The sequence below is a fragment of the Shinella sp. H4-D48 genome (assembly GCF_022637395.1).
Lineage (GTDB): Bacteria > Pseudomonadota > Alphaproteobacteria > Rhizobiales > Rhizobiaceae > Shinella > Shinella sedimenti.
Window position 1 is genome coordinate 393,268 of the sequence record NZ_CP093337.1, and the last position, 18,227, is coordinate 411,494.

Annotated in this window: 20 protein-coding genes; 12 read left to right on the forward strand and 8 right to left on the reverse strand. The window is 63.5% G+C overall.

What is annotated here, in order from left to right:
• Positions 1-21: 21 nt before the first annotated feature.
• The 4 genes from argH (at position 22) to MNR02_RS01890 (ending at position 5,762) form a co-directional block, all read left to right on the forward strand.
• Positions 22-1,425 (forward strand): argininosuccinate lyase, encoded by a 1,404-nt coding sequence (argH, locus tag MNR02_RS01875; protein WP_241947882.1) that lies wholly within the window; start codon positions 22-24, stop codon positions 1,423-1,425.
• Positions 1,426-1,527: 102 nt separating this feature from the next.
• A complete protein-coding gene (locus MNR02_RS01880) occupies positions 1,528-1,710 on the forward strand; it encodes a lipoprotein (protein WP_241947883.1) in 183 nt (60 codons plus the stop codon).
• A gap of 64 nt (positions 1,711-1,774) precedes the next feature.
• Complete coding sequence (lysA, locus tag MNR02_RS01885) at positions 1,775-3,043, forward strand: diaminopimelate decarboxylase (protein WP_241947884.1); 1,269 nt, start codon at positions 1,775-1,777, stop codon at positions 3,041-3,043.
• Positions 3,044-3,149: 106 nt separating this feature from the next.
• Positions 3,150-5,762 carry a TIGR02302 family protein gene (locus tag MNR02_RS01890; protein ID WP_241947885.1) on the forward strand — a complete coding sequence of 871 codons (2,613 nt, stop codon included), beginning with the start codon at positions 3,150-3,152 and terminating at the stop codon, positions 5,760-5,762.
• A 10-nt stretch (positions 5,763-5,772) separates the two neighbouring features.
• Here the strand turns inward: MNR02_RS01890 and MNR02_RS01895 are convergent, their stop codons facing one another.
• The 3 genes from MNR02_RS01895 to MNR02_RS01905 form a co-directional block, all read right to left on the reverse strand.
• Entirely contained in the window at positions 5,773-6,132 is a 360-nt protein-coding gene (locus MNR02_RS01895) for a response regulator (protein ID WP_241601214.1), read from the reverse strand.
• A gap of 101 nt (positions 6,133-6,233) precedes the next feature.
• On the reverse strand, positions 6,234-6,779 hold the full coding sequence (gene hpt / locus MNR02_RS01900; RefSeq protein WP_241601140.1) for a hypoxanthine phosphoribosyltransferase: 546 nt from the start codon (positions 6,777-6,779) through the stop codon (positions 6,234-6,236).
• A 46-nt stretch (positions 6,780-6,825) separates the two neighbouring features.
• A complete protein-coding gene (locus MNR02_RS01905) occupies positions 6,826-7,491 on the reverse strand; it encodes a hypothetical protein (protein WP_241947886.1) in 666 nt (221 codons plus the stop codon).
• A 183-nt stretch (positions 7,492-7,674) separates the two neighbouring features.
• On the opposite strand from MNR02_RS01905, the gene ftsE reads away from it, so the two are divergent.
• The 4 genes from ftsE (at position 7,675) to MNR02_RS01925 (ending at position 10,988) form a co-directional block, all read left to right on the forward strand.
• Positions 7,675-8,334 carry a cell division ATP-binding protein FtsE gene (gene ftsE / locus MNR02_RS01910; RefSeq protein WP_241601142.1) on the forward strand — a complete coding sequence of 220 codons (660 nt, stop codon included), beginning with the start codon at positions 7,675-7,677 and terminating at the stop codon, positions 8,332-8,334.
• Positions 8,327-9,331, forward strand: a complete 1,005-nt coding sequence (locus tag MNR02_RS01915) for an ABC transporter permease (protein ID WP_241601144.1) — start codon at positions 8,327-8,329, stop codon at positions 9,329-9,331. The genes ftsE and MNR02_RS01915 overlap by 8 nt, the downstream gene beginning before the upstream one ends.
• A gap of 70 nt (positions 9,332-9,401) precedes the next feature.
• Positions 9,402-10,103 carry a YdcF family protein gene (locus tag MNR02_RS01920; RefSeq protein ID WP_370879955.1) on the forward strand — a complete coding sequence of 234 codons (702 nt, stop codon included), beginning with the start codon at positions 9,402-9,404 and terminating at the stop codon, positions 10,101-10,103.
• 75 nt (positions 10,104-10,178) lie between these two features.
• Positions 10,179-10,988, forward strand: a complete 810-nt coding sequence (locus MNR02_RS01925) for a 1-acyl-sn-glycerol-3-phosphate acyltransferase (RefSeq protein WP_241947887.1) — start codon at positions 10,179-10,181, stop codon at positions 10,986-10,988.
• Here MNR02_RS01925 and MNR02_RS01930 read toward each other — a convergent pair.
• A complete protein-coding gene (locus tag MNR02_RS01930) occupies positions 10,967-11,518 on the reverse strand; it encodes a gamma-glutamylcyclotransferase (RefSeq protein WP_241947888.1) in 552 nt (183 codons plus the stop codon). The two genes, MNR02_RS01925 and MNR02_RS01930, sit on opposite strands and share 22 nt — an antisense overlap.
• Positions 11,519-11,603: 85 nt before the next feature.
• Here MNR02_RS01930 and MNR02_RS01935 point away from each other — a divergent pair, with 85 nt between their 5' ends.
• Positions 11,604-12,611 (forward strand): DUF2125 domain-containing protein, encoded by a 1,008-nt coding sequence (locus tag MNR02_RS01935; protein ID WP_241947889.1) that lies wholly within the window; start codon positions 11,604-11,606, stop codon positions 12,609-12,611.
• Here the strand turns inward: MNR02_RS01935 and MNR02_RS01940 are convergent, their stop codons facing one another.
• The gene (locus MNR02_RS01940) at positions 12,612-13,541 is read right to left on the reverse strand and encodes a prephenate/arogenate dehydrogenase family protein (protein WP_241947890.1); all 930 of its coding nucleotides are present in this window, start codon (positions 13,539-13,541) and stop codon (positions 12,612-12,614) included.
• Between the two features lie 62 nt (positions 13,542-13,603).
• The gene (locus tag MNR02_RS01945; protein WP_241947891.1) at positions 13,604-14,353 is read right to left on the reverse strand and encodes a class I SAM-dependent methyltransferase; all 750 of its coding nucleotides are present in this window, start codon (positions 14,351-14,353) and stop codon (positions 13,604-13,606) included.
• Between the two features lie 103 nt (positions 14,354-14,456).
• Here MNR02_RS01945 and gloB point away from each other — a divergent pair, with 103 nt between their 5' ends.
• The gene (gene gloB, locus MNR02_RS01950; protein ID WP_241947892.1) at positions 14,457-15,221 is read left to right on the forward strand and encodes a hydroxyacylglutathione hydrolase; all 765 of its coding nucleotides are present in this window, start codon (positions 14,457-14,459) and stop codon (positions 15,219-15,221) included.
• Positions 15,222-15,223: 2 nt separating this feature from the next.
• Here the strand turns inward: gloB and MNR02_RS01955 are convergent, their stop codons facing one another.
• The gene (locus MNR02_RS01955) at positions 15,224-16,105 is read right to left on the reverse strand and encodes a DMT family transporter (protein WP_241947893.1); all 882 of its coding nucleotides are present in this window, start codon (positions 16,103-16,105) and stop codon (positions 15,224-15,226) included.
• A 46-nt stretch (positions 16,106-16,151) separates the two neighbouring features.
• Positions 16,152-16,928, reverse strand: a complete 777-nt coding sequence (locus tag MNR02_RS01960) for a DUF3108 domain-containing protein (RefSeq protein WP_241947894.1) — start codon at positions 16,926-16,928, stop codon at positions 16,152-16,154.
• Positions 16,929-17,182: 254 nt separating this feature from the next.
• Between MNR02_RS01960 and rpmB the strand changes: the two genes are divergently transcribed.
• Positions 17,183-17,473 carry a 50S ribosomal protein L28 gene (gene rpmB, locus MNR02_RS01965; RefSeq protein WP_064331573.1) on the forward strand — a complete coding sequence of 97 codons (291 nt, stop codon included), beginning with the start codon at positions 17,183-17,185 and terminating at the stop codon, positions 17,471-17,473.
• Between the two features lie 115 nt (positions 17,474-17,588).
• Entirely contained in the window at positions 17,589-18,227 is a 639-nt protein-coding gene (locus tag MNR02_RS01970) for a VUT family protein (protein ID WP_241947895.1), read from the forward strand.

The following is an 18,227-nucleotide window of genomic DNA, read 5'->3' on the forward strand; positions in this document are numbered from 1 at the left end:
CACTTTTCCAGGCAGGCACCCATGGCAGACGGCACTTCCGAGACGAAATCCTCGAACCAGATGTGGGGCGGCCGCTTCGCCTCGGGACCGGATGCGATCATGGAGGAGATAAATGCCTCCATCGGCTTCGACAAGAAGCTTTATGCCCAGGACATCCGCGGCTCAAAGGCGCATGCGGAAATGCTCGCCCGTCAGGGCATCATTTCGGCGGACGATAAGGAAAAGATCGTTCACGGTCTCGACACGATCCTGTCAGAGATCGAAAGCGGCAATTTCGAATTTTCGCGCAAGCTCGAAGACATCCACATGAATGTCGAAGCGCGGCTGGCGACGCTGATCGGCCCGGCTGCCGGCCGCCTGCACACGGCCCGCTCGCGCAATGACCAGGTGGCGCTCGATTTCCGCCTCTGGGTGAAGGAAGAGTTGCAGAAGACCGAGAAGGCGCTGACCGGCCTGATCGCCGCCTTCCTCGACCGCGCGGAAGAGCATGCCGAAACCGTCATGCCCGGTTTCACCCATCTCCAGACCGCTCAGCCGGTGACCTTCGGCCACCATTGCATGGCCTATGTCGAAATGTTCGGCCGCGACCGCCAGCGCGTGCGCCACGCCATCGAGCATCTCGACGAGAGCCCGATCGGTGCGGCAGCACTTGCCGGCACCGGCTACAATATCGATCGCCACATGACGGCAAAGGCACTCGGCTTCCGTGAGCCGACTCGCAACTCCATCGACACGGTCTCCGACCGCGATTTCGCGCTGGAGTTTCTCTCCATCGCGGCCATTGCCTCGGTCCACCTGTCGCGCCTTGCGGAAGAAATCGTCATCTGGTCGACGCCGCAGTTCGGCTTCATCCGCCTGTCGGATGCCTTCTCGACCGGTTCGTCCATCATGCCGCAGAAGAAGAACCCCGATGCGGCTGAGCTTGTGCGCGCCAAGACCGGCCGCATCAACGGGTCGCTGATCGCGCTCTTGACCGTGATGAAGGGCCTGCCGCTCGCCTATTCCAAGGACATGCAGGAAGACAAGGAACAGGTCTTCGACGCCGCCGAGAGCCTGGAACTCGCCATTGCCGCGATGACCGGCATGGTGCGCGACATGACCATTCGCACCGACAAGATGAAGGCTGCGGCCGGTTCCGGCTACTCAACCGCTACTGACCTTGCCGACTGGCTGGTGCGCGAGGCGGGCCTGCCGTTCCGCGACGCGCATCATGTGACGGGCCGCGCCGTGGCGCTGGCGGAAAGCAAGGGCTGCGATCTCGCCGAACTGTCGCTGGAGGAGTTGCAGTCGATCCATGAGGCGATCACCGCCGATATCTTCAACGTGCTGACGGTCGAGGCTTCGGTCGCCAGTCGCAAGAGCTACGGCGGCACGGCGCCGTCAGAGGTTCGCCGGCAGATCGCCTGGTGGCGGCAGCGCAACTGATCAAGGCGCTTGCAGGACCCATCAGCAGATTAAGGGTGCACAAGGGCGGGCGAATTCGCTAAGGATGTTGCCCACTCCACCCGGCAATTCCAGGGAACTTTCATGACACGCATCGACATCGGCAAGCTGGCGCTCGTGCTCTGCCTTTCTGCAGCGGTTCTGACGGCGTGCGGCCGCAAGGGCGACCTCGAGCGACCCGGCGTGCAGCCGGCCGTGACGACCGTCGACGGCAAGAAGGTCGAGCAGGTTGAAGATAAGCGCTTCCTTCTCGACCCCCTTCTCTAATTTTTCCTAACGCGATTCCGAACGACGTTGGCTTTGCCGGAATTGCCCTGAATGGACTGCAAGCGTGAATCATTTCGAGCATCGTGACGGTGTCCTCCATGCGGAGGACGTGCCGGTTCCGGAAATCGCCAAGGCGGTCGGCACACCCTTCTATGTCTATTCGACGGCAACGCTGGAGCGGCACTTCAAGGTGTTCTCCAAGGCCTTCGACGGCGTCGATGCGCTGGTCTGCTACGCCATGAAGGCAAATTCCAACCAGGCGGTGCTGAAGACGCTCGCCCGGCTCGGCGCCGGCATCGACGTGGTTTCCGAGGGGGAACTGCGCCGCGCACTCGCGGCAGGTGTCCCGGCCTCGCGCATCATGTTTTCCGGCGTCGGCAAGACGCCACGGGAAATGGATCTGGCGCTTGAGGCCGGCATCTACTGCTTCAACGTCGAATCCGAGCCTGAACTTGAGGTTTTGAACGCCCGTGCTGTGAAGGCCGGTAAGGTCGCGCACGTTTCCTTCCGCATCAATCCCGATGTGGACGCCCGCACCCATGCGAAAATCTCGACGGGCAAGAAGGAAAACAAGTTCGGCATCTCCTGGGAGCGCGCGCGCGCCGTCTATGCCCGCGCCGCGACGCTGCCCGGCATCAAGGTGACCGGCATCGACATGCATATCGGCAGCCAGATCACCGAACTGCAGCCCTTCGATGACGCGTTCCGGCTGCTGCGCGAACTCGTCGAGACGTTGCGTGCCGATGGCCATGCGATCGATCACGTCGATGTCGGCGGTGGTCTCGGCATTCCCTACAAGACGGACAACGCGCCGCCACCGCTGCCGGATGCCTATGCGGAAATCGTCAAGAACCAGCTCAAGGGACTCGGCTGCAAGATCGTCACGGAGCCCGGCCGACTGATCGTCGGCAATGCCGGCATCCTCGTTACCGAAGTCCTCTATGTGAAGGACGGCGGGGAGAAGACCTTCGTCGTGGTCGATGCGGCGATGAACGATCTCATTCGCCCGACGCTCTACGAGGCCTGGCACGAAATCCAGCCGGTCGTCATTTCGGCGGCCAATGCGCCTCGCATCCGCGCGGATGTCGTCGGCCCGGTCTGCGAGACGGGCGATTATCTGGCGCTCGACCGTGAAATGGCGGTGCCGAAGCCGGGCGATCTCATCGCCGTCGGTTCGGCCGGTGCCTATGGCGCGGTGCAGGCCGGGACCTACAACAGCCGTCTTCTCGTCCCTGAAGTGCTGGTCAACGGTTCGGAATTCCACGTCATCCGGCCGCGTCCCACCTATGACGATCTCATCGGTCTCGACTCGCTTCCGGCCTGGCTTGCCTGACCTGCCGGCCGAAGATGCCGTTCACGATTTTGCGCGCGCCCTCGTCTTCGCCACAAAGCGTGTTATCCTCGAAGGCCTGACAACAGGCGACGGCGAGCGGTGAACGATGGCAATTGAAGAGCAGCGCAAGAGGGAGGCGACCGGCAATCCGCTGGGGCGCCGGCTTGCGGGCAAGCGCCTCGCTGCCAAAGTCGTGCTCTATCTCGAGGCGCTGGCGCCGCGGCTTCTTCCGGTCCTGCTGCTCGTGGCGGGTTTCCTTGCGCTGACCTGGTTCGGCTATTTCCGCCATGTGCCGGCCTGGCTGCATATTGCAACGCTGGCCGTCTTCGCCCTCGGCGCGATCCTCCTGCTTCTGCGGCTGCGCGGCGTTGTCTGGCCGTCGGCCGATGCGGCCGATCGCATGCTGGAGGGGCGCAATGCGCTCGCCCACCAGGCTATCCGCGTGCAGGACGACCGGCCGGCCGGCGGCGATGCCTTCGCGGATGCATTATGGCGCGAGCACCAGGCGCGCATGGGCCGCATGATCGGTGCCCTGCGTACCGGCGCTCCGGAGCCGGACATCGCGCGTCACGACCGCCATGCGCTGCGTGCGCTGCCGGTGCTTCTTGTCGTCATCGCCTTTGCCTTCTCCTATTCCAACCGCGGCGGCCTTCTGGCCGATGTCGTTTCCATTCGCGCACCTGCCGAGACGGCACCGGATGTGCGCATCGACGCCTGGGTAACGCCGCCGGCGCATACGTCGCGCGCGCCCGTCTTCCTCACCGGCAACGGTCAGGGGGAGGCGGTGACGGGCGACGTCCGTATTCCGCAGTTCAGCGAGCTGACGGTTCGTGTGACGGGCGGCAGCGGCAACGAGCAGGCAACCTATCAGGCCGCGGGCGAGACGACCGCGACGGCCATCCGCCCGGAGGATGCCAAGCCGAAGGATGAGACGGCGGCGGCCGCCAAAACGGACACCACGCCAGCGGTTGCGGTCGCAAATGCCGCGAGGACCATGCATTACAGCATCCAGAAGGACGGCACGCTGACGGTCGACGGCCGCTCATGGACGTTCAGCGTCATACCTGATCGGGTGCCCGAAATCGCCTTAGACGGCATTCCCAAGGCCACCGTTACGGCGGCGCTGGATATCAGCTTCATCGCCAAGGACGATTACGGGCTTCAGGAGGCCCATGCCGAGATCGTGCCGGTCGATCAGCCCACGGAGGCGCGGCCGCTCTATCCGTTGCCCGAATACAGGCTCGACCTGCCGCGCCGCGCGGCGCGCGAAGCAAAGGGCACGACCAGCCGCAACCTTTCCGAACATCCCCTGGCTGGCAAACGCGTGAAGATCACGCTTGTCGCAAAGGATGCGGCGGGACAGGAGGGCCGCAGCCAGCCCGTGGAAATGGTATTGCCGGCAAAGGCCTTCTTCGAGCCGTTGGCCGCGGCCGTCGCCGAGCAGCGCCAGGTTTTCGCGCTCGACGCCAATCAGCTGCCCCATGCCATTGCGCTCAACGAGGCGCTGATGATCCGGCCGGAAGAGACCATTCCAAACCCCACGCATTATCTGCTTTTGCAATCGGCCAATGCGCGCATGAAACTCGCCCGCACGGACGACCAGTTGCGCGAGGCGGCGGATTACCTCTGGGAAATCGCGCTCGGTATCGAGGATGGCAACCTGTCGCTCGCCGATCGCCGGTTGCGTGACGCGCAGAAGACGCTGTCGGAGGCGCTTGAGCGCAATGCGCCGGATGAGGAGGTCGCAAAGCTCATGCAGGAGCTGCGCGAGGCGATGCAGGCCTATATGCAGGAGCTTGCCCGGCAGGCCGCCAAGAACGGACAGTTGCGTGAGAATGCGCAGCAGCAGGGCCGCATTCTGCGGCAACAGGATCTCCAGCGCATGATGGACCAGATCGAGAACCTGGCGCGCTCCGGCGCTCGCGATCAGGCGCAGCAGATGCTCTCCGATCTCCAGCGTATGATGAACAACCTGCAGGCCGGCCGACCGCAGCAAGGCCAGCAAGGTCAGCAGAACGACGCCATGCGCCAGCAGATGGACAAGCTCGGCGAACTCATGCGCAATCAACAACAGCTGATGGAGCAGACCTTCAAGCTCGACCAGGCGCTGCGGGATCGCCAGCAGATGGGCGACCCGATGCCGGGTGAGGACGGGGAGCAGCAACAGCAGGAAGGCGACAACGGTGCCGGCCAGCAGGACACGGACCGGATGACGGCCGAACAGTTGCGTGATGCACTAAAGAAGCTGAGGGAGCAGCAGGACGCGCTCGGCAAACAACTCGGGGAGGTCGAGCAGGCCCTGAAGGGCATGGGGCTCGATCCCGGCGAAGGTTTCGGCCAGGCCGGCCGCGAGATGAAGGGCGCATCCGAAGCGCTGGGCGAAGGCCAGGGTGAGCCGGCCGTCGGCAGCCAGGGCCGCGCGCTGGAGGCGCTGCGTCAGGGCGCGCAGAGCATGATGAGCCAGATGCAGGCGATGGGCGAAGGCCAGGGGCCGGGCATGGGCATTCCGCAGGCCGGCCGCAACGGACGCGACCCGCTTGGCCGTGATCGCAATGTCAATGGTCGTGGACCGGACACCGGCGGGCCGACCAAGATTCCGGAAGAGATCGATATCCAGCGCGCGCGCGAAATTCTCGATGAAATCCGCCGCCGCCTCGGCACGGGTGCTGCGCCGGGCTTCGAGAGGGATTATCTGGAGCGGTTGCTCGGTATTCGTTGAAAGCGGATGATCAGGCGGCGAGCGCCTGCGCAACGGCGCGGCGGATATCCGGCAGACTGAAGGGTTTGCTCACGACATCGACGATCTTCGACGAGAGGTCGTCGGCGCGTTCGCGCTGTTCGGCATAGCCGGTCATGAGCAGGATCTTGAGGGCAGGGTGCGCGGCGGATGCCTTATGCGCGAGTTCGATGCCGTCCATGACAGGCATGCGGATATCGGAAAGCAGGAGATCGAAACCGCCTTCGGTCAGGGCGTCGAGCCCTGCGGCGCCATCGGGCGCTTCCACGGTCTCATGACCATCCAGCCGCAATGCGCGCGCCACGAAGAGACGCAGCGAATCCTCGTCTTCCGTGATCAGGATCTTCGCCATCATGTTCCCTTTCAGTCAGTCCGGTACGACAAGACCAGACTTTCCTTGTCGATCGGTAAACGAACGACGGGGGGAATTAGCGTGCGGTGCGTTTTCCCCTTCTATTCCGCGTCGCCCGTAACGACGCCCACGAAGGGCAGTTCGCGGAAGGCATAGGCGACGTCCATGCCATATCCGACAACAAAATGATCCGGACATTCGAAGCCGACATAGTCCGCTTCCAGGTCCGTCTTGCGCTTCTCGCGCTTGTCAAGCAGCACCGCAATGGTGACATTGCGTGCGCCGCGCTCGTACATGAGCTCCTTGGCGTAGCTCAGCGTGCGGCCGGATTCCAGGATGTCGTCGATGAGCAGGATATCGCGGCCATGCACGTCACTGTCGATGTCCTTGATGACCTTCACGCCCTGCGAGACCGTGCCCGCTCCGTAGCTTGAAAGCGTGATGAACTCGACTTCCGGAGCGAGACCTGCGGCGTGCAGTGCACGGGTGAGATCGGCCGCGAAGATGAAGGAGCCCTTCAGAACGGCGATGACGAGGAGATCCTGCGTCGGGCCGGAGGCGATCTGTGCGGCAAGCTCCTCGTTGCGCTTGGCAATCTGCCCGGCATCGTAGAGCGTTTCGATCTTCTTTCCGCGGACAATCTGCATCGCTTGGCGGCTCCCTGAATGGATATGAAGGAGCCGATTAGCACAGTCAGGTGGCCGGTGCACCCTCGCGGGCGAGGGAAACCGAGACTTTCGGTACTTTTCCGCCGCTGTGCGGGATGCGCAGCGCGAAGTGCTCGGCGCCACCGGGCGCGATCGTTTCGGCATCGAGCACGACGCGGCGCGTCCCACTGCCTTCCAGCATAACGTCGAGCGGTGGCACGATCTTCACGCTGTTACCCGTATTGTCGAGTCGCCCATAAACGGTCAGGACTTTCATGCCGTTGCGGTCATCGACCATCGCGGAAATATCGGTAAGGCGCAGCAGATCGGCCTGCGCCGTCGGCAGGATGGCTGCTTTGAGCGCCGTCAGCCCGCCGGCAAAGGCGAAGACGAATAGAAAGGCAAGCGCGACGAGGCCGGCAAAGGCGCGGCCCGGAAGACGCTGCAGCCCGGCTTCGCAAAGGCGCGCGCAGGTCGCACCCAGCCGGAACAAAGGATGGTCCGACATGGGGCGGGCGTTTGCGGCTGGGTGCCTGCGATGATTGTCGTTCGACGTCCGGGCGGCGCTGCTGCGAATCACCACGAAGTCGGCGTCCACCACTTCTATTCTTCTGGAAAACCGCGCGGCGCGATTTGCGGCCTTCGTGCCGGGTTCGGGCGGCAGGACGTCGACCCGGCCTTTCGCTTCGCGCTTGATTTTGAAGGCGTTCATCGCCACCTCCCGTCGCCGGCTTCCCGCAAATCCTAGGCGAAAAGTCGGGCATTGAATGAAATCCTTACGAAACGTAAACCATACTGGTTAATGCTTCGGAAACCTGACCGTGAAAGAGCCGCTTTCCTGTGCGACGTCGGCCGCGGTACCGCTGGGTGATCGTCTCTAGAACCGGATTGGCCTTTGATTCACTTCGAGAATGTCGGACTGCGCTATGGAATGGGACCGGAGATCCTCCGTGACCTGACCTTCGATATTCCGCGCCGCTCCTTCCAGTTCCTCACCGGCCCGTCGGGTGCGGGCAAGACGACGCTTTTGCGTCTGCTTTTCCTGTCGCTTCAGCCGACGCGCGGCATCATCCGCAGCTTCGACCGCGAAATCTCGACCATCCCGCGTGATGAACTGCCCATGCTGCGCCGGCGAATCGGTATCGTCTTCCAGGATTTCCGCCTGCTCGATCACCTGACGACCTACGAGAACGTCGCGCTGCCGCTGCGCGTGCGCGGCAAGGAGGAGATCAGCTACCGCGCCGACGTGCTGGAACTTCTGAAGTGGGTGGGGCTCGGCGAGCGAATCAATGTGCTGCCGCCTGTCCTGTCTGGTGGGGAAAAGCAGCGCGCGGCCATCGCACGCGCGCTCATCGACCGGCCGGAACTGCTTTTGGCGGACGAGCCGACCGGTAACGTCGATCCGCCGATGGCACGGCGGCTGCTCAGCCTCTTCCTAGAACTCAACCGGCTGGGGACGGCCGTGGTGATCGCCACGCACGACCTTTCGCTGATGGATCAGGTCGAGGCGCGGCGCATGATCCTCTCGCAGGGACGGCTCGACATCTATGACTGACATGCGCGACACCGCCGAGACCGAGCAGCCGGCCCGCCGGCCGGAAATGCGCGTACGGCCCACGGCGCCCATCGTGCCGCCGTCCAACGTGTCCGGCAACGCGCTGATGCTGGTCATCGCCATCATGGCCTTTCTTGCCTGCCTCACCTTCGGTGCCGTCAGCATGGTGCGCGCGACGGCCGCGAGCTGGCAGAGCGAGATTTCCCGCGAGATCACCATCCAGATCAAGCCGGACGACAATCTCGACATGGAGCAGGCGCTGAAAGATGCGCGCGATCTTGCGCTGACCTTCACCGGCACGCGGGACGGAACGATTGTCGACAAGGCGGCCACCGCGCGTCTCCTGGAGCCCTGGCTCGGTGACGGGCTTGACATCGACGAGCTGCCGGTGCCGCGCCTCGTCATCGTCACCATCGACGAGCAGAGCCCGCCGGATTTCACCGCGATGCGGGCGGCGTTGTCGCAGAAGATCCCTCAGGCTTTCCTCGACGATCACCGCACCTGGGTCGATCGCCTCGTGGCCATGGCGCGAACGACCGCCTTCATCGGCACCGGCGTTCTCGTTCTGGTGTTTTCGGCCATGGTGCTGACGGTCGTCTTTGCCACCCGGGGCGCGCTTTCGGGAAACCGGCATATCGTGGAAGTGCTGCATTTCGTGGGTGCGGAGGCGGGTTTCGTCGCGTCCGAATTTCAGAAACACTTCCTGAAGATCAGCCTCAAGGGATCGCTTGCCGGCGGCTTGCTGGCCGCCTTGTTCTTCGCCATTGCGGGTTTCTGGCAGGGGCGGGCGATCGCCACGCCCCAGAGCGATCAGGCGACTGCCCTGTTCGGCAGCTTTTCCATGGGGCTTACGGGCTATCTCGGCATTGCAGGAACCATCGCGGTGATCGCGCTCCTCACCACGCTGACGGCCCGCTTCACCGTGATGCGCACGATCCATGAAATCGACCAGATCCGCTCGGATCCATCCCGTACCGATCAACTGCCCGATTCCTAATGCGTGCCCGGTCTACCATCGCTGCGAAACGGACTAGGGGTTGCCTTAATCCGGTTCTATGGACAGAATCATGAACATGCTGGATCAGACAAAGGCCGGCATGCCCAACGGGCTGCTGCGGGACGGACGACGGAGGCGGAAAGGCCCCGTGCGACTGCTGGTGCGCGCCATTCTCGCGGCCATCCTGCTGGCTGCCATCCTCGGAAGCGCGGGCTTCCTTTATTTCGCTGAAACGGTGGCCGGGCTGGAAACGCCTGGCGATCCCAAAGCCGACGCCATCGTCGTGCTGACCGGCGGCTACCAGCGCATCGACCACGCCATCGACCTTCTGAAAAAGGGGGCCGGCGGGCGCCTGCTGATTTCCGGGGCCAATCCGTCGACAAGCGGCAACCAGCTGCGCAAGCTCACGCAGAGCTCCTCCACATTGTTCGAGTGCTGCGTCGACATGGGTTACGATGCCATCGACACGGTCGGCAATGCCAACGAGGCGGCGCGCTGGATCAATGACCACCGGTTCCGGCGCGTTCTCGTTGTTACCAACAACTATCATATGCCGCGCAGCCTGCTCGAGTTGAAGGCCAGCGATCCGCAGACCGAATTCATTGCCTATCCCGTCGTCAATACGGATCTCAAGAACGGCAACTGGTTGCGCCAGCCGGGCGTGCTGAAGGCGATGCTTTCCGAATATGTGAAGTACAGTCTCGCGCAGATAAGGGCGTTTGCCGGTGCGCGCAACTGGTCCGGCCTTCGGGGCGATATCGAAGGCGGCTGACATCGATCAGGCGGGAGTTTCCCCGTCCGGCAATATCGTGTAGGGCGGGAGCATGTTCCGTTCACAGGCCGCCCGATGATCGCTTTTCGCTCCGTGCTTTTCAACGCCGTCTTCTATCTCAATCTCATCGCGCAGATGATCGTCTTCACGCCGATCTACTTCCTGCTGCCGCGCAAGAAGGCCTATTTCGTTCCCAAGTTCTGGGCGCGCAGCAACCATTGGCTTTTCAAGGTCATCGTCGGCACGACCTTCGAGATCGAGGGGCTGGAGAACATTCCAGCGGGCGGCTACATCTTCGCACCGAAGCACCAATCCTTCTGGGACGCCTATGCTCTGCTGCCGTGGCTCAGCGACCCGTTCTACATTCTCAAGCGCGAGCTGACCTGGATCCCGCTGTTCGGCTGGTACATCAAGAAACAACGCATGGTGCCCGTGAACCGCGGTGCGCGCGGCAAGGTGATGACCGCAGTGATGGAGCGCACCAAGGCGGAGATGAATGCCGGGCGCCAGCTGATCATCTATCCGGAAGGCACGCGCCGTCCCCCGGGTGCGCCGCCGGAATACAAGTACGGCATCGCGCGGCTCTATCGCGATCTGCAGGTGCCGGTCGTGCCCGTGGTGATGCATCCCGGCCTGTTCTGGCCGCGCCGCAAGTTCATCCGCCAGCCGGGCCATTTCAAGGTACAGATCCTGCCGGCCATCTCGCCGGGCATGGATCCCGATGCGTTCCTTGCCTATCTCGTCGACGTCATGGAGACGGCCAGCGACAAGCTGCTTGTCGAGACGGTCGATGCCAATCCGCATCTCATGCTGCCGCCGACCGCCATCAAGCGGCTGACGGAACTGAAGGCGGGAACGCCCGGTCAGGCGGAGATGCGGGCGTAAAGGCCTTCCGCCGTGCGGCCGACATCCTCCAGCCAGTGGTCGCGGATACCCATGTCGCGCAGGTGCGACAGCGTGTTGCGCACGTAATCCATATTGTGCCCCGACTTGCCGACGGCGGTGCTGATGGTCCGCGCCGCCTCGTCGACGGACAGCGATCCGGCGAACTGGTTATGGGCGCGGTCGCAGATATAGGTGAGCGTTGAAACGCGCCGCCCGTCGCCGAGCGTGGCAGGCAGCGCTCGCTCTTTGTAGACGTGGGTCACGAGTTCGCGCTCACGCAGATAGTCAACGACGGCATCCCGGGCTTTCGGTGCAACGCGAAAGGCCACGCCACGGCAGGAGCCGCCCCGGTCGAGGCCGAGTACCAGGCCGGGTTTTTGCTCGGTGCCGCGATGGACCCAAGAGCGCACGCACAGCGAACGGCGGAAGCCGAAAAGATGAGCCGGCTGTCGTTCCTCGTACTCGAAGCCCGGATTCCACATCAGCGATCCGTAGCCAAACACCCAGAATTCGTTCATATCCACTGTCACCGGGACCATCTCTCTAAAAGCCGCCGCAATTGCCGGCTTTGACGCGCATTCGGACAAATCGCGCCCGCTACCATTGGAGAACAGTATGGCATCGTCAAGCCGCGCCGACACATCCGGCGTTACACGCAAGCTCATCCTGCTTGCCGTTGCCATCGTTGTCGCTGTCGCGCTCTATACGGGCGGATGGTTTTATGCCGCAAGCCAATTGAAGGAACGCATCACGCAGGAGCTTGCCGCGTCCCAGCAGGGCATGCATGCGGCGTCGTGCACGGACATGTCGGTGCGTGGCTTTCCGTTCCGTATCGGCATCTTCTGTGGTTCCGTCGGGCTCGATGATCGTCCGGCTGGGCTTTCGGCCAGCTTCGGTGCGCTGCGTTCGGCGGCCCAGGTCTACCGGCCGGGGCATGGGATCGTCGAACTCGACGGGCCCGCGCAGGTTCGCGTGACGCCCGATCTCGCTTTCGACGCCAACTGGGATCTGATGCGCGCGAGCGTGGTCGCCTGGACGACCGGCCTCGATCGTGCCTCCGTCGCTTATGACGGACTGAAGGGCCGGTTGAATGCGCCTTCGCAGGGCGTTTCCGTGGGCGTTTCGGTGACGCATGGCGAACACCATGTGCGGCAGTCGGGCGAGGCGCTCGATGTCGCGGCATCGCTGGACGGGCTTTCGCTCGATCTCGGCAACAAGACGCTGCCGCCGTTCAACATGGCCGCCGACATGACGATCGCCAATGCGGCGAGCTGGCTTTCGAAGGAAGGTCCGCCGGCCGGCTTGCCACTCGGCACGACCGCGGAGCTGCGTGCCCTGACATTCGATCTCGGCGAGGGCCGGACGATGACGCTTTCGGGGCCGGTTTCCATCGGTGACGACGGCTACGTCTCCGGCACGGTCGATCTCACCATCGAGGGCATCGACCTGTGGCGGGACCGGATCTCAGAGACGTTTCCGGAGGCGGCCAAGACTGTGAACCGTGTGGCGAGCGCGCTGCGCGCCCTGTCGGGCGGGCAGGACCGGGCCGTGGTCAAGCTCAATGTGCAGCAGGGCACCGTCTATCTCGGGCCGTTCGCGGTCGCGGAAATCCCGCCGCTCTGATCAGGCCTTTTCGTCGGGAACGGGGCGTCCGAAGTTCGGCGCCGATGTATCCTGACCCGCGTCGATGATCGAGCGGCGGATGGCGCGGGTGCGGGTGAAGAGATCGAAGAGCTTTTCCCCGTCGCCCCAGCGGATGGCGCGCTGCAGATAGGCCAGGTCCTCCGAGAAGCGGGCGAGCATTTCGAGGATCGCGTCCTTGTTGTGCAGGCACACGTCCCGCCACATGGTCGGATCTGAGGCGGCAAGGCGCGTGAAATCGCGAAAGCCGGATGCGGAATATTTGATGACCTCCGATTCGGTGACCGTCTCCAGGTCGTCGGCGGTGCCGACGATGTTGTAGGCGATGATATGCGGCAGGTGCGAAACGATGGCGAGCACCTTGTCGTGGTGTTCCATGTCCATCTCGTCCACTTTCGAGCCGAGCGCCTCCCAGAAGGCGGCGAGCCTGCGCTTGGCGTCCTTGTCGGTGCCGTGCACGGGGGTCAGGATGCACCAGCGGCCCTGGAAGAGCTCGGCAAAGCCGGCGTCCGGGCCGGAATGCTCCGTACCCGCCAGCGGGTGGCCGGGGATGAAATGCACGCCCTTGGGGATATGCGGCAGCATCTGCGTCACGACGGATGCTTTGGTGGAGCCGACATCGGTGACGATGGCGCCCTGCTTGAGGTGCGGTGCGATCGCCTCTGCGACCTTGCCGGACGCGCCGACAGGAACCGAGACGATGACGAGATCGGCGCCCTCGACGGCCTCGCCGGCGTCGAGCACGTAGTCGGTGCCGAGGTCAAGCTCGCGGGCGCGGTCCAGCGTCTCCTGGCTGCGGCTGGAGATGACGACGGATGTGGCAAGGCCCTTGAGCTTGACCGCGCGGGCGATGGACGAGCCGATGAGGCCGATGCCGATCAGTGCGATCTTGTCGAAATGTCCGTCCGTCATGATGTCTCGCCTTTAGCTCTTTCCCGCCCGTCTAACGGGCAGGCCCGCTTTTGTCGAGAGGATCAGCGCGGCAGGCGGTCGCGCGTGGTCGGCACGCCTTGGGGCGCCAGCACGGGAACGAAGACGCGACGTGATGCGCGCGCGGCAACCGGGAGGCCCTGGTAAAGCCGCTTCTGCGCCTCCACCACGATGACGCCGGAGAACATCGGCCACAGCATGCGGCCCAGCCGTTCGAAAGCGCCGCGCAGCTTCTGCACGCTGCGCAGCTTCGAGGGCGGAAAGAACAAGGCTTCCGCGGAGGCGCCGGGGGTGAAATTGGTCTCGCGCAGAAGCGCCGTCAGCTGGCCGCGCGAATAGGGACGGCCGGAGCCGAACGGCGTGTGCTCCATGCGGGCCCATACGCCACGCCGGTTGGGCACAACGATGACGAGGCGGCCGCCGGGTGACAGGACGCGCCACAGCTCCTTCATGGTCTCGCGTGGGTTTTCGGCGAATTCAAGCGAATGCACCATCAAGATTCGGTCGACGGAGGAATCCGGCAGCGGCAACTCCTCGTCGAAGACGAGCGCGGTGGCCGACATCTCTCCCGCGGGCCAGTTCACAGCGCCCTGACCAGCCGGCATGAAGGCGAAGGTACGTTCGGTATCGGCACGGAACCGGTCGAGATAGGGCACGGCATAGCCAAGGCCGACCAGCCGCTCGTCCGGCAGGCGCGCCCAGAGCGAAGCGAGCGCCATGGAGATGGAATGGTCGGCGAGGCGGCCAAGCGACGAATGGTAGAACTCACGGAGGTCAACGATATCTGCATGCATGGCAAGGATGTTAGCGATGGGCCGGTAGACTTCAAGGGCGATTGCCTTACATTCGCCCCGACCGATGCCCCGTGAATGACCCCGTGAATACAAGGACTGCGCCATGACCCCGCTCGAAATCGAACTCTTTTCCTGCCGCAGCGACAATTTCGGCGTGCTCGTGCACGACCCGGCGACGGGGGAAACGGCGAGCATCGATGCGCCGGAGGAGCAGGCGATCCTCGATGCGCTTGCCCGGCGCGGCTGGACGCTCAGCCACATCTTCACCACCCATCATCATCAGGATCATGTGGAGGCGAACGGCGCGCTCAAGGCGCGTTTCGGCGCGACGATCATCGGCCCGGCGCATGAAGCCATACCGGGTCTCGACCGCAAGGTTGAGGGCGGCGACAGCTTCACCTTCGCCGGCCGGCCTGTCGATGTCATCCTGACGCCCGGCCACACGCTCGGGCATATCTGCTTTCATCTGCCGCAGGACAAGCTGCTGTTTGCGGCCGATACGCTCTTTGCGCTCGGTTGCGGCCGGCTCTTCGAGGGAACGCCGGCGCAGATGTGGGATTCGCTTTCGAAGCTCGCGGCGCTGCCCGATGACACGGTGGTCTATTTCGGCCACGAATACACGCTATCCAATGCACGTTTCGCACTGACAGTCGATCCTGACAATGCCGCTCTGCGGGCTCGTGTCGAGGACGTGGAGGCCTTGCGGGCCAAAGATGCCTTCACGGCGCCGACAACGATCGGTCTGGAGAAGGCGACGAACCCCTTCCTGCGCGCGGCCGACCCTGCTATCCGGCAACACCTCGGCATGAAGACGGCGAGCGACGCGGAAGTCTTTGCCGAGATCCGCGCCCGCAAGGACCGGTTCTGAAATCAGGCCGGTTTAACGGCCGTTTTGCGGAGGATCATGTCCTTGGCGGCCAGCATCGCGCCGCCTGTCACGAGCAGGCAGGCGATGCCGATGCTGAGCGACGGTTCGGCGAAACCGGACACGATGAGCACCAGCGTCGAAAGAAGCGGCGCGCTGTAGCTGGCTGCGCCAAGGATCTGGATATCGCCGTTCTTCACGCCGAAATCCCAGGCATAGAAGGCAGCCCCCACGGGCAGCAGGCCCAGGCCGGCGACGGCTAGCCATTCGGATCCGGTCTGCGGCCAGACCGTCGTCTCGAGCGCCAGATGGCACACCAGGGACAGGATGGACGTCGCGATGCAGAAACCGGTCACCACATCCGTCGAGACCGCTTCGAAACGCCGGGTAATGAGCGAATAGCCTGCCCAGGTGAAGGCGCAGAGAAAGGCGGCGCCGTAGCCGACAAGATAGGCGCTGTCGAAGGAAACGCCGTTGCGCCCCACGATGAGCGCAGTGCCGCCCAGGCCCAGCAGCGTGCCGAGAATATGGTTCCATTTCAGGCGCTCGCCCGGAAGCAGCGCGGAGCCGGTGACGATGAGGAGCGGCCAGAGATAAGCGATCAGGCTGGCCTCGACGGCCGGCGCGTTGCGCAGTGCGGTGAAGTAGAGGAAATGATAGCCGAACAGGCCGAGGATGCCGGTCATCCACACCTTGGCCGGCTGCCTGAGCAGACGCACGCGCTCAGGCCGGGCCAGCAGCACCACGATGCCGGGCAGACTGCCGATGAGAAAGCAGATCGCCGAAAGCTGGAAAGGCGGCATTTTGCCGGATGCCGCGGTCAACAGCGCAAGCAGCGCCCACATCAGGATCGCGGTAAAGCCGACCAGGGTTGCACGCGTCTTCAAGGCCGATGTCTCCGGTCTGCCGAGCGGGGCTCGATCGACCGAAGGCTCAGTCGCCGAAGCGGGTGGCCGATACGGTGACGGGACCGAGCTTGGTCGGAATCTTCACATAAACAGGAGCATATACATTCGCAGCCTCGGCCTTGGCAAACCAGATTTCCATCGTGCTCAGCCGGCGCAGATATTCCACGTCCTCGCGGCCCTTCCTGTAGCCGGATTTCGGGATGAAGCGAATGCCGCAGACCGTGACCTCGCCCGCAAAGCCCTTGGTGGTATAGGACCGGGTGCCCTTGGACGTCAGGCGCAGGTCGAGACGCGATTCGCCATCGAAGATCGGCAGGGTCTTGGGGCAGATGCGGTTGCCGGCGGGAATGATGAGGCCGGAAATCGGGTCCAGCACTGCGCGCATATCGGCGGTGGAAACCGGCACCCAGTTTTCCGGCTTCTTGCGCGGCGGCATCATGCTGGCATTGACGACATTGCCGTTGCGGAAGGTGACGTCGATGGCCCGGCCGCGCTTGCCGCTCTGGTAGTTGACCGAGTAAGACGTCGCGCGCAGCCTGTCGCGGCTGACGATGCCCGAGACTGAGGTCGTGCCCTTCGTCCTGGCAAAGATATCGGCAAGGCCGGCGGAGCTCATGCTGCCGGAAATGGAATAGCGCCGTCCGTCAAAGGCGGATTGGAAGCTCGCCGTCGCCACTGGAAGGCCGGAAAGGCGGATGCTGTAGTCCGTGCGATGCAGGATTTCTTCCGCCGAAACGGGTGCCGCGCTCACCGTCAAGGCAAGCGACGCGACCGCACCGGCAACCCAACCCTGCTTGTTCATCTGGACGCTCCCGTTCAAACGCTTCGCCTAGCCTGCCATTGCGGCGATTATACGCCGTGGAGAATTTCAGCGTGTTCTGCTATTCCCGCGAATCGTGTGGCTTGGCAACTGATTTCCAGCCTGTGCGCAGGTTTGGCTTGACGTCGCCGGTCAGTGTGACTATAGAACCGCAACTTTCCAAAAAGGCCAGACGGACTGCGGCCGGTTTCGCTGCCGGAAACGTGTTGTCCTGAACAAGAACAAATAGGTGTACCATGTCCCGTAGTTGCGAATTGACCGGCAAGGGCGTCCAGTCGGGCAACAATGTGAGCCACGCAAACAACAAGACGAAGCGCAAGTTCCTGCCGAACCTGTGCAATGTCACGCTGATTTCCGACGCCCTCGGCCAGCGTTTCCGTCTTCGCGTTTCGGCTGCTGCCCTGCGCTCCGTCGAGCACCGCGGTGGCCTCGACGCCTTCCTTCTGAAGGCTGAAGAGAACGAACTGTCGATGCGCGCTCGTCTGCTGCGCCGCCAGATCGCCAAGAAGACCGCTGCTGCTGCCTGATTCCAGGCGCTGAGCAAACGTATTCTCATTGAGGCTTGGCCGTTCATCGGGCAGGCCTCAATGCGTTGAGAGAATCATTGTCAATCCAACTGGTGGCATCACCCAGGATAAAAAAATGCAAGCGAACCGCATTACCCTTATCTATGTCCTCCTGATGACCGCCGTGGTCGTCGCCTCCAACGTGCTGGTGCAATACCCGCTGTCGGGAGAGCTGTTCGGCATCGCGCTTGGCGATCTCCTGACCTATGGCGCCTTCACCTATCCCGTCGCCTTTCTCATCACCGACCTGACGAACCGGCAGTTCGGCCCGCGCGTTGCGCGCCGTGTCGTCGCCGCGGGTTTTGTGGTGGCGGTGGCCTTCTCGTTTGCCGTATCCATGCCGCGCATCGCGATTGCCTCGGGCTCGGCGTTCCTGGCCGGCCAGTTGCTCGATATCGCTGTCTTCAACCGGCTGCGCAGGCAGAGCTGGTGGCGCGCGCCGCTGATCGCCTCGCTGATCGGCTCGGTTCTGGACACGGTGATCTTCTTTTCCTTCGCCTTTGCGCCGGTCTTCTCGATCTTCGGGCCGAATGATGATTTCGCGATCGCCTGGGCGCCGGTTCTCGGCATCTTCCATGCCGAGGCTCCCCGATGGATTTCCTGGGCGATGGGTGATTTCTCGGTGAAGGTGCTCGTCGGCGTGGTCATGCTGCTGCCCTATGGCGCGCTGATGACCAGGCTGAAGCCGATGCCGGGTATCGAAAAAGCGGTCTGA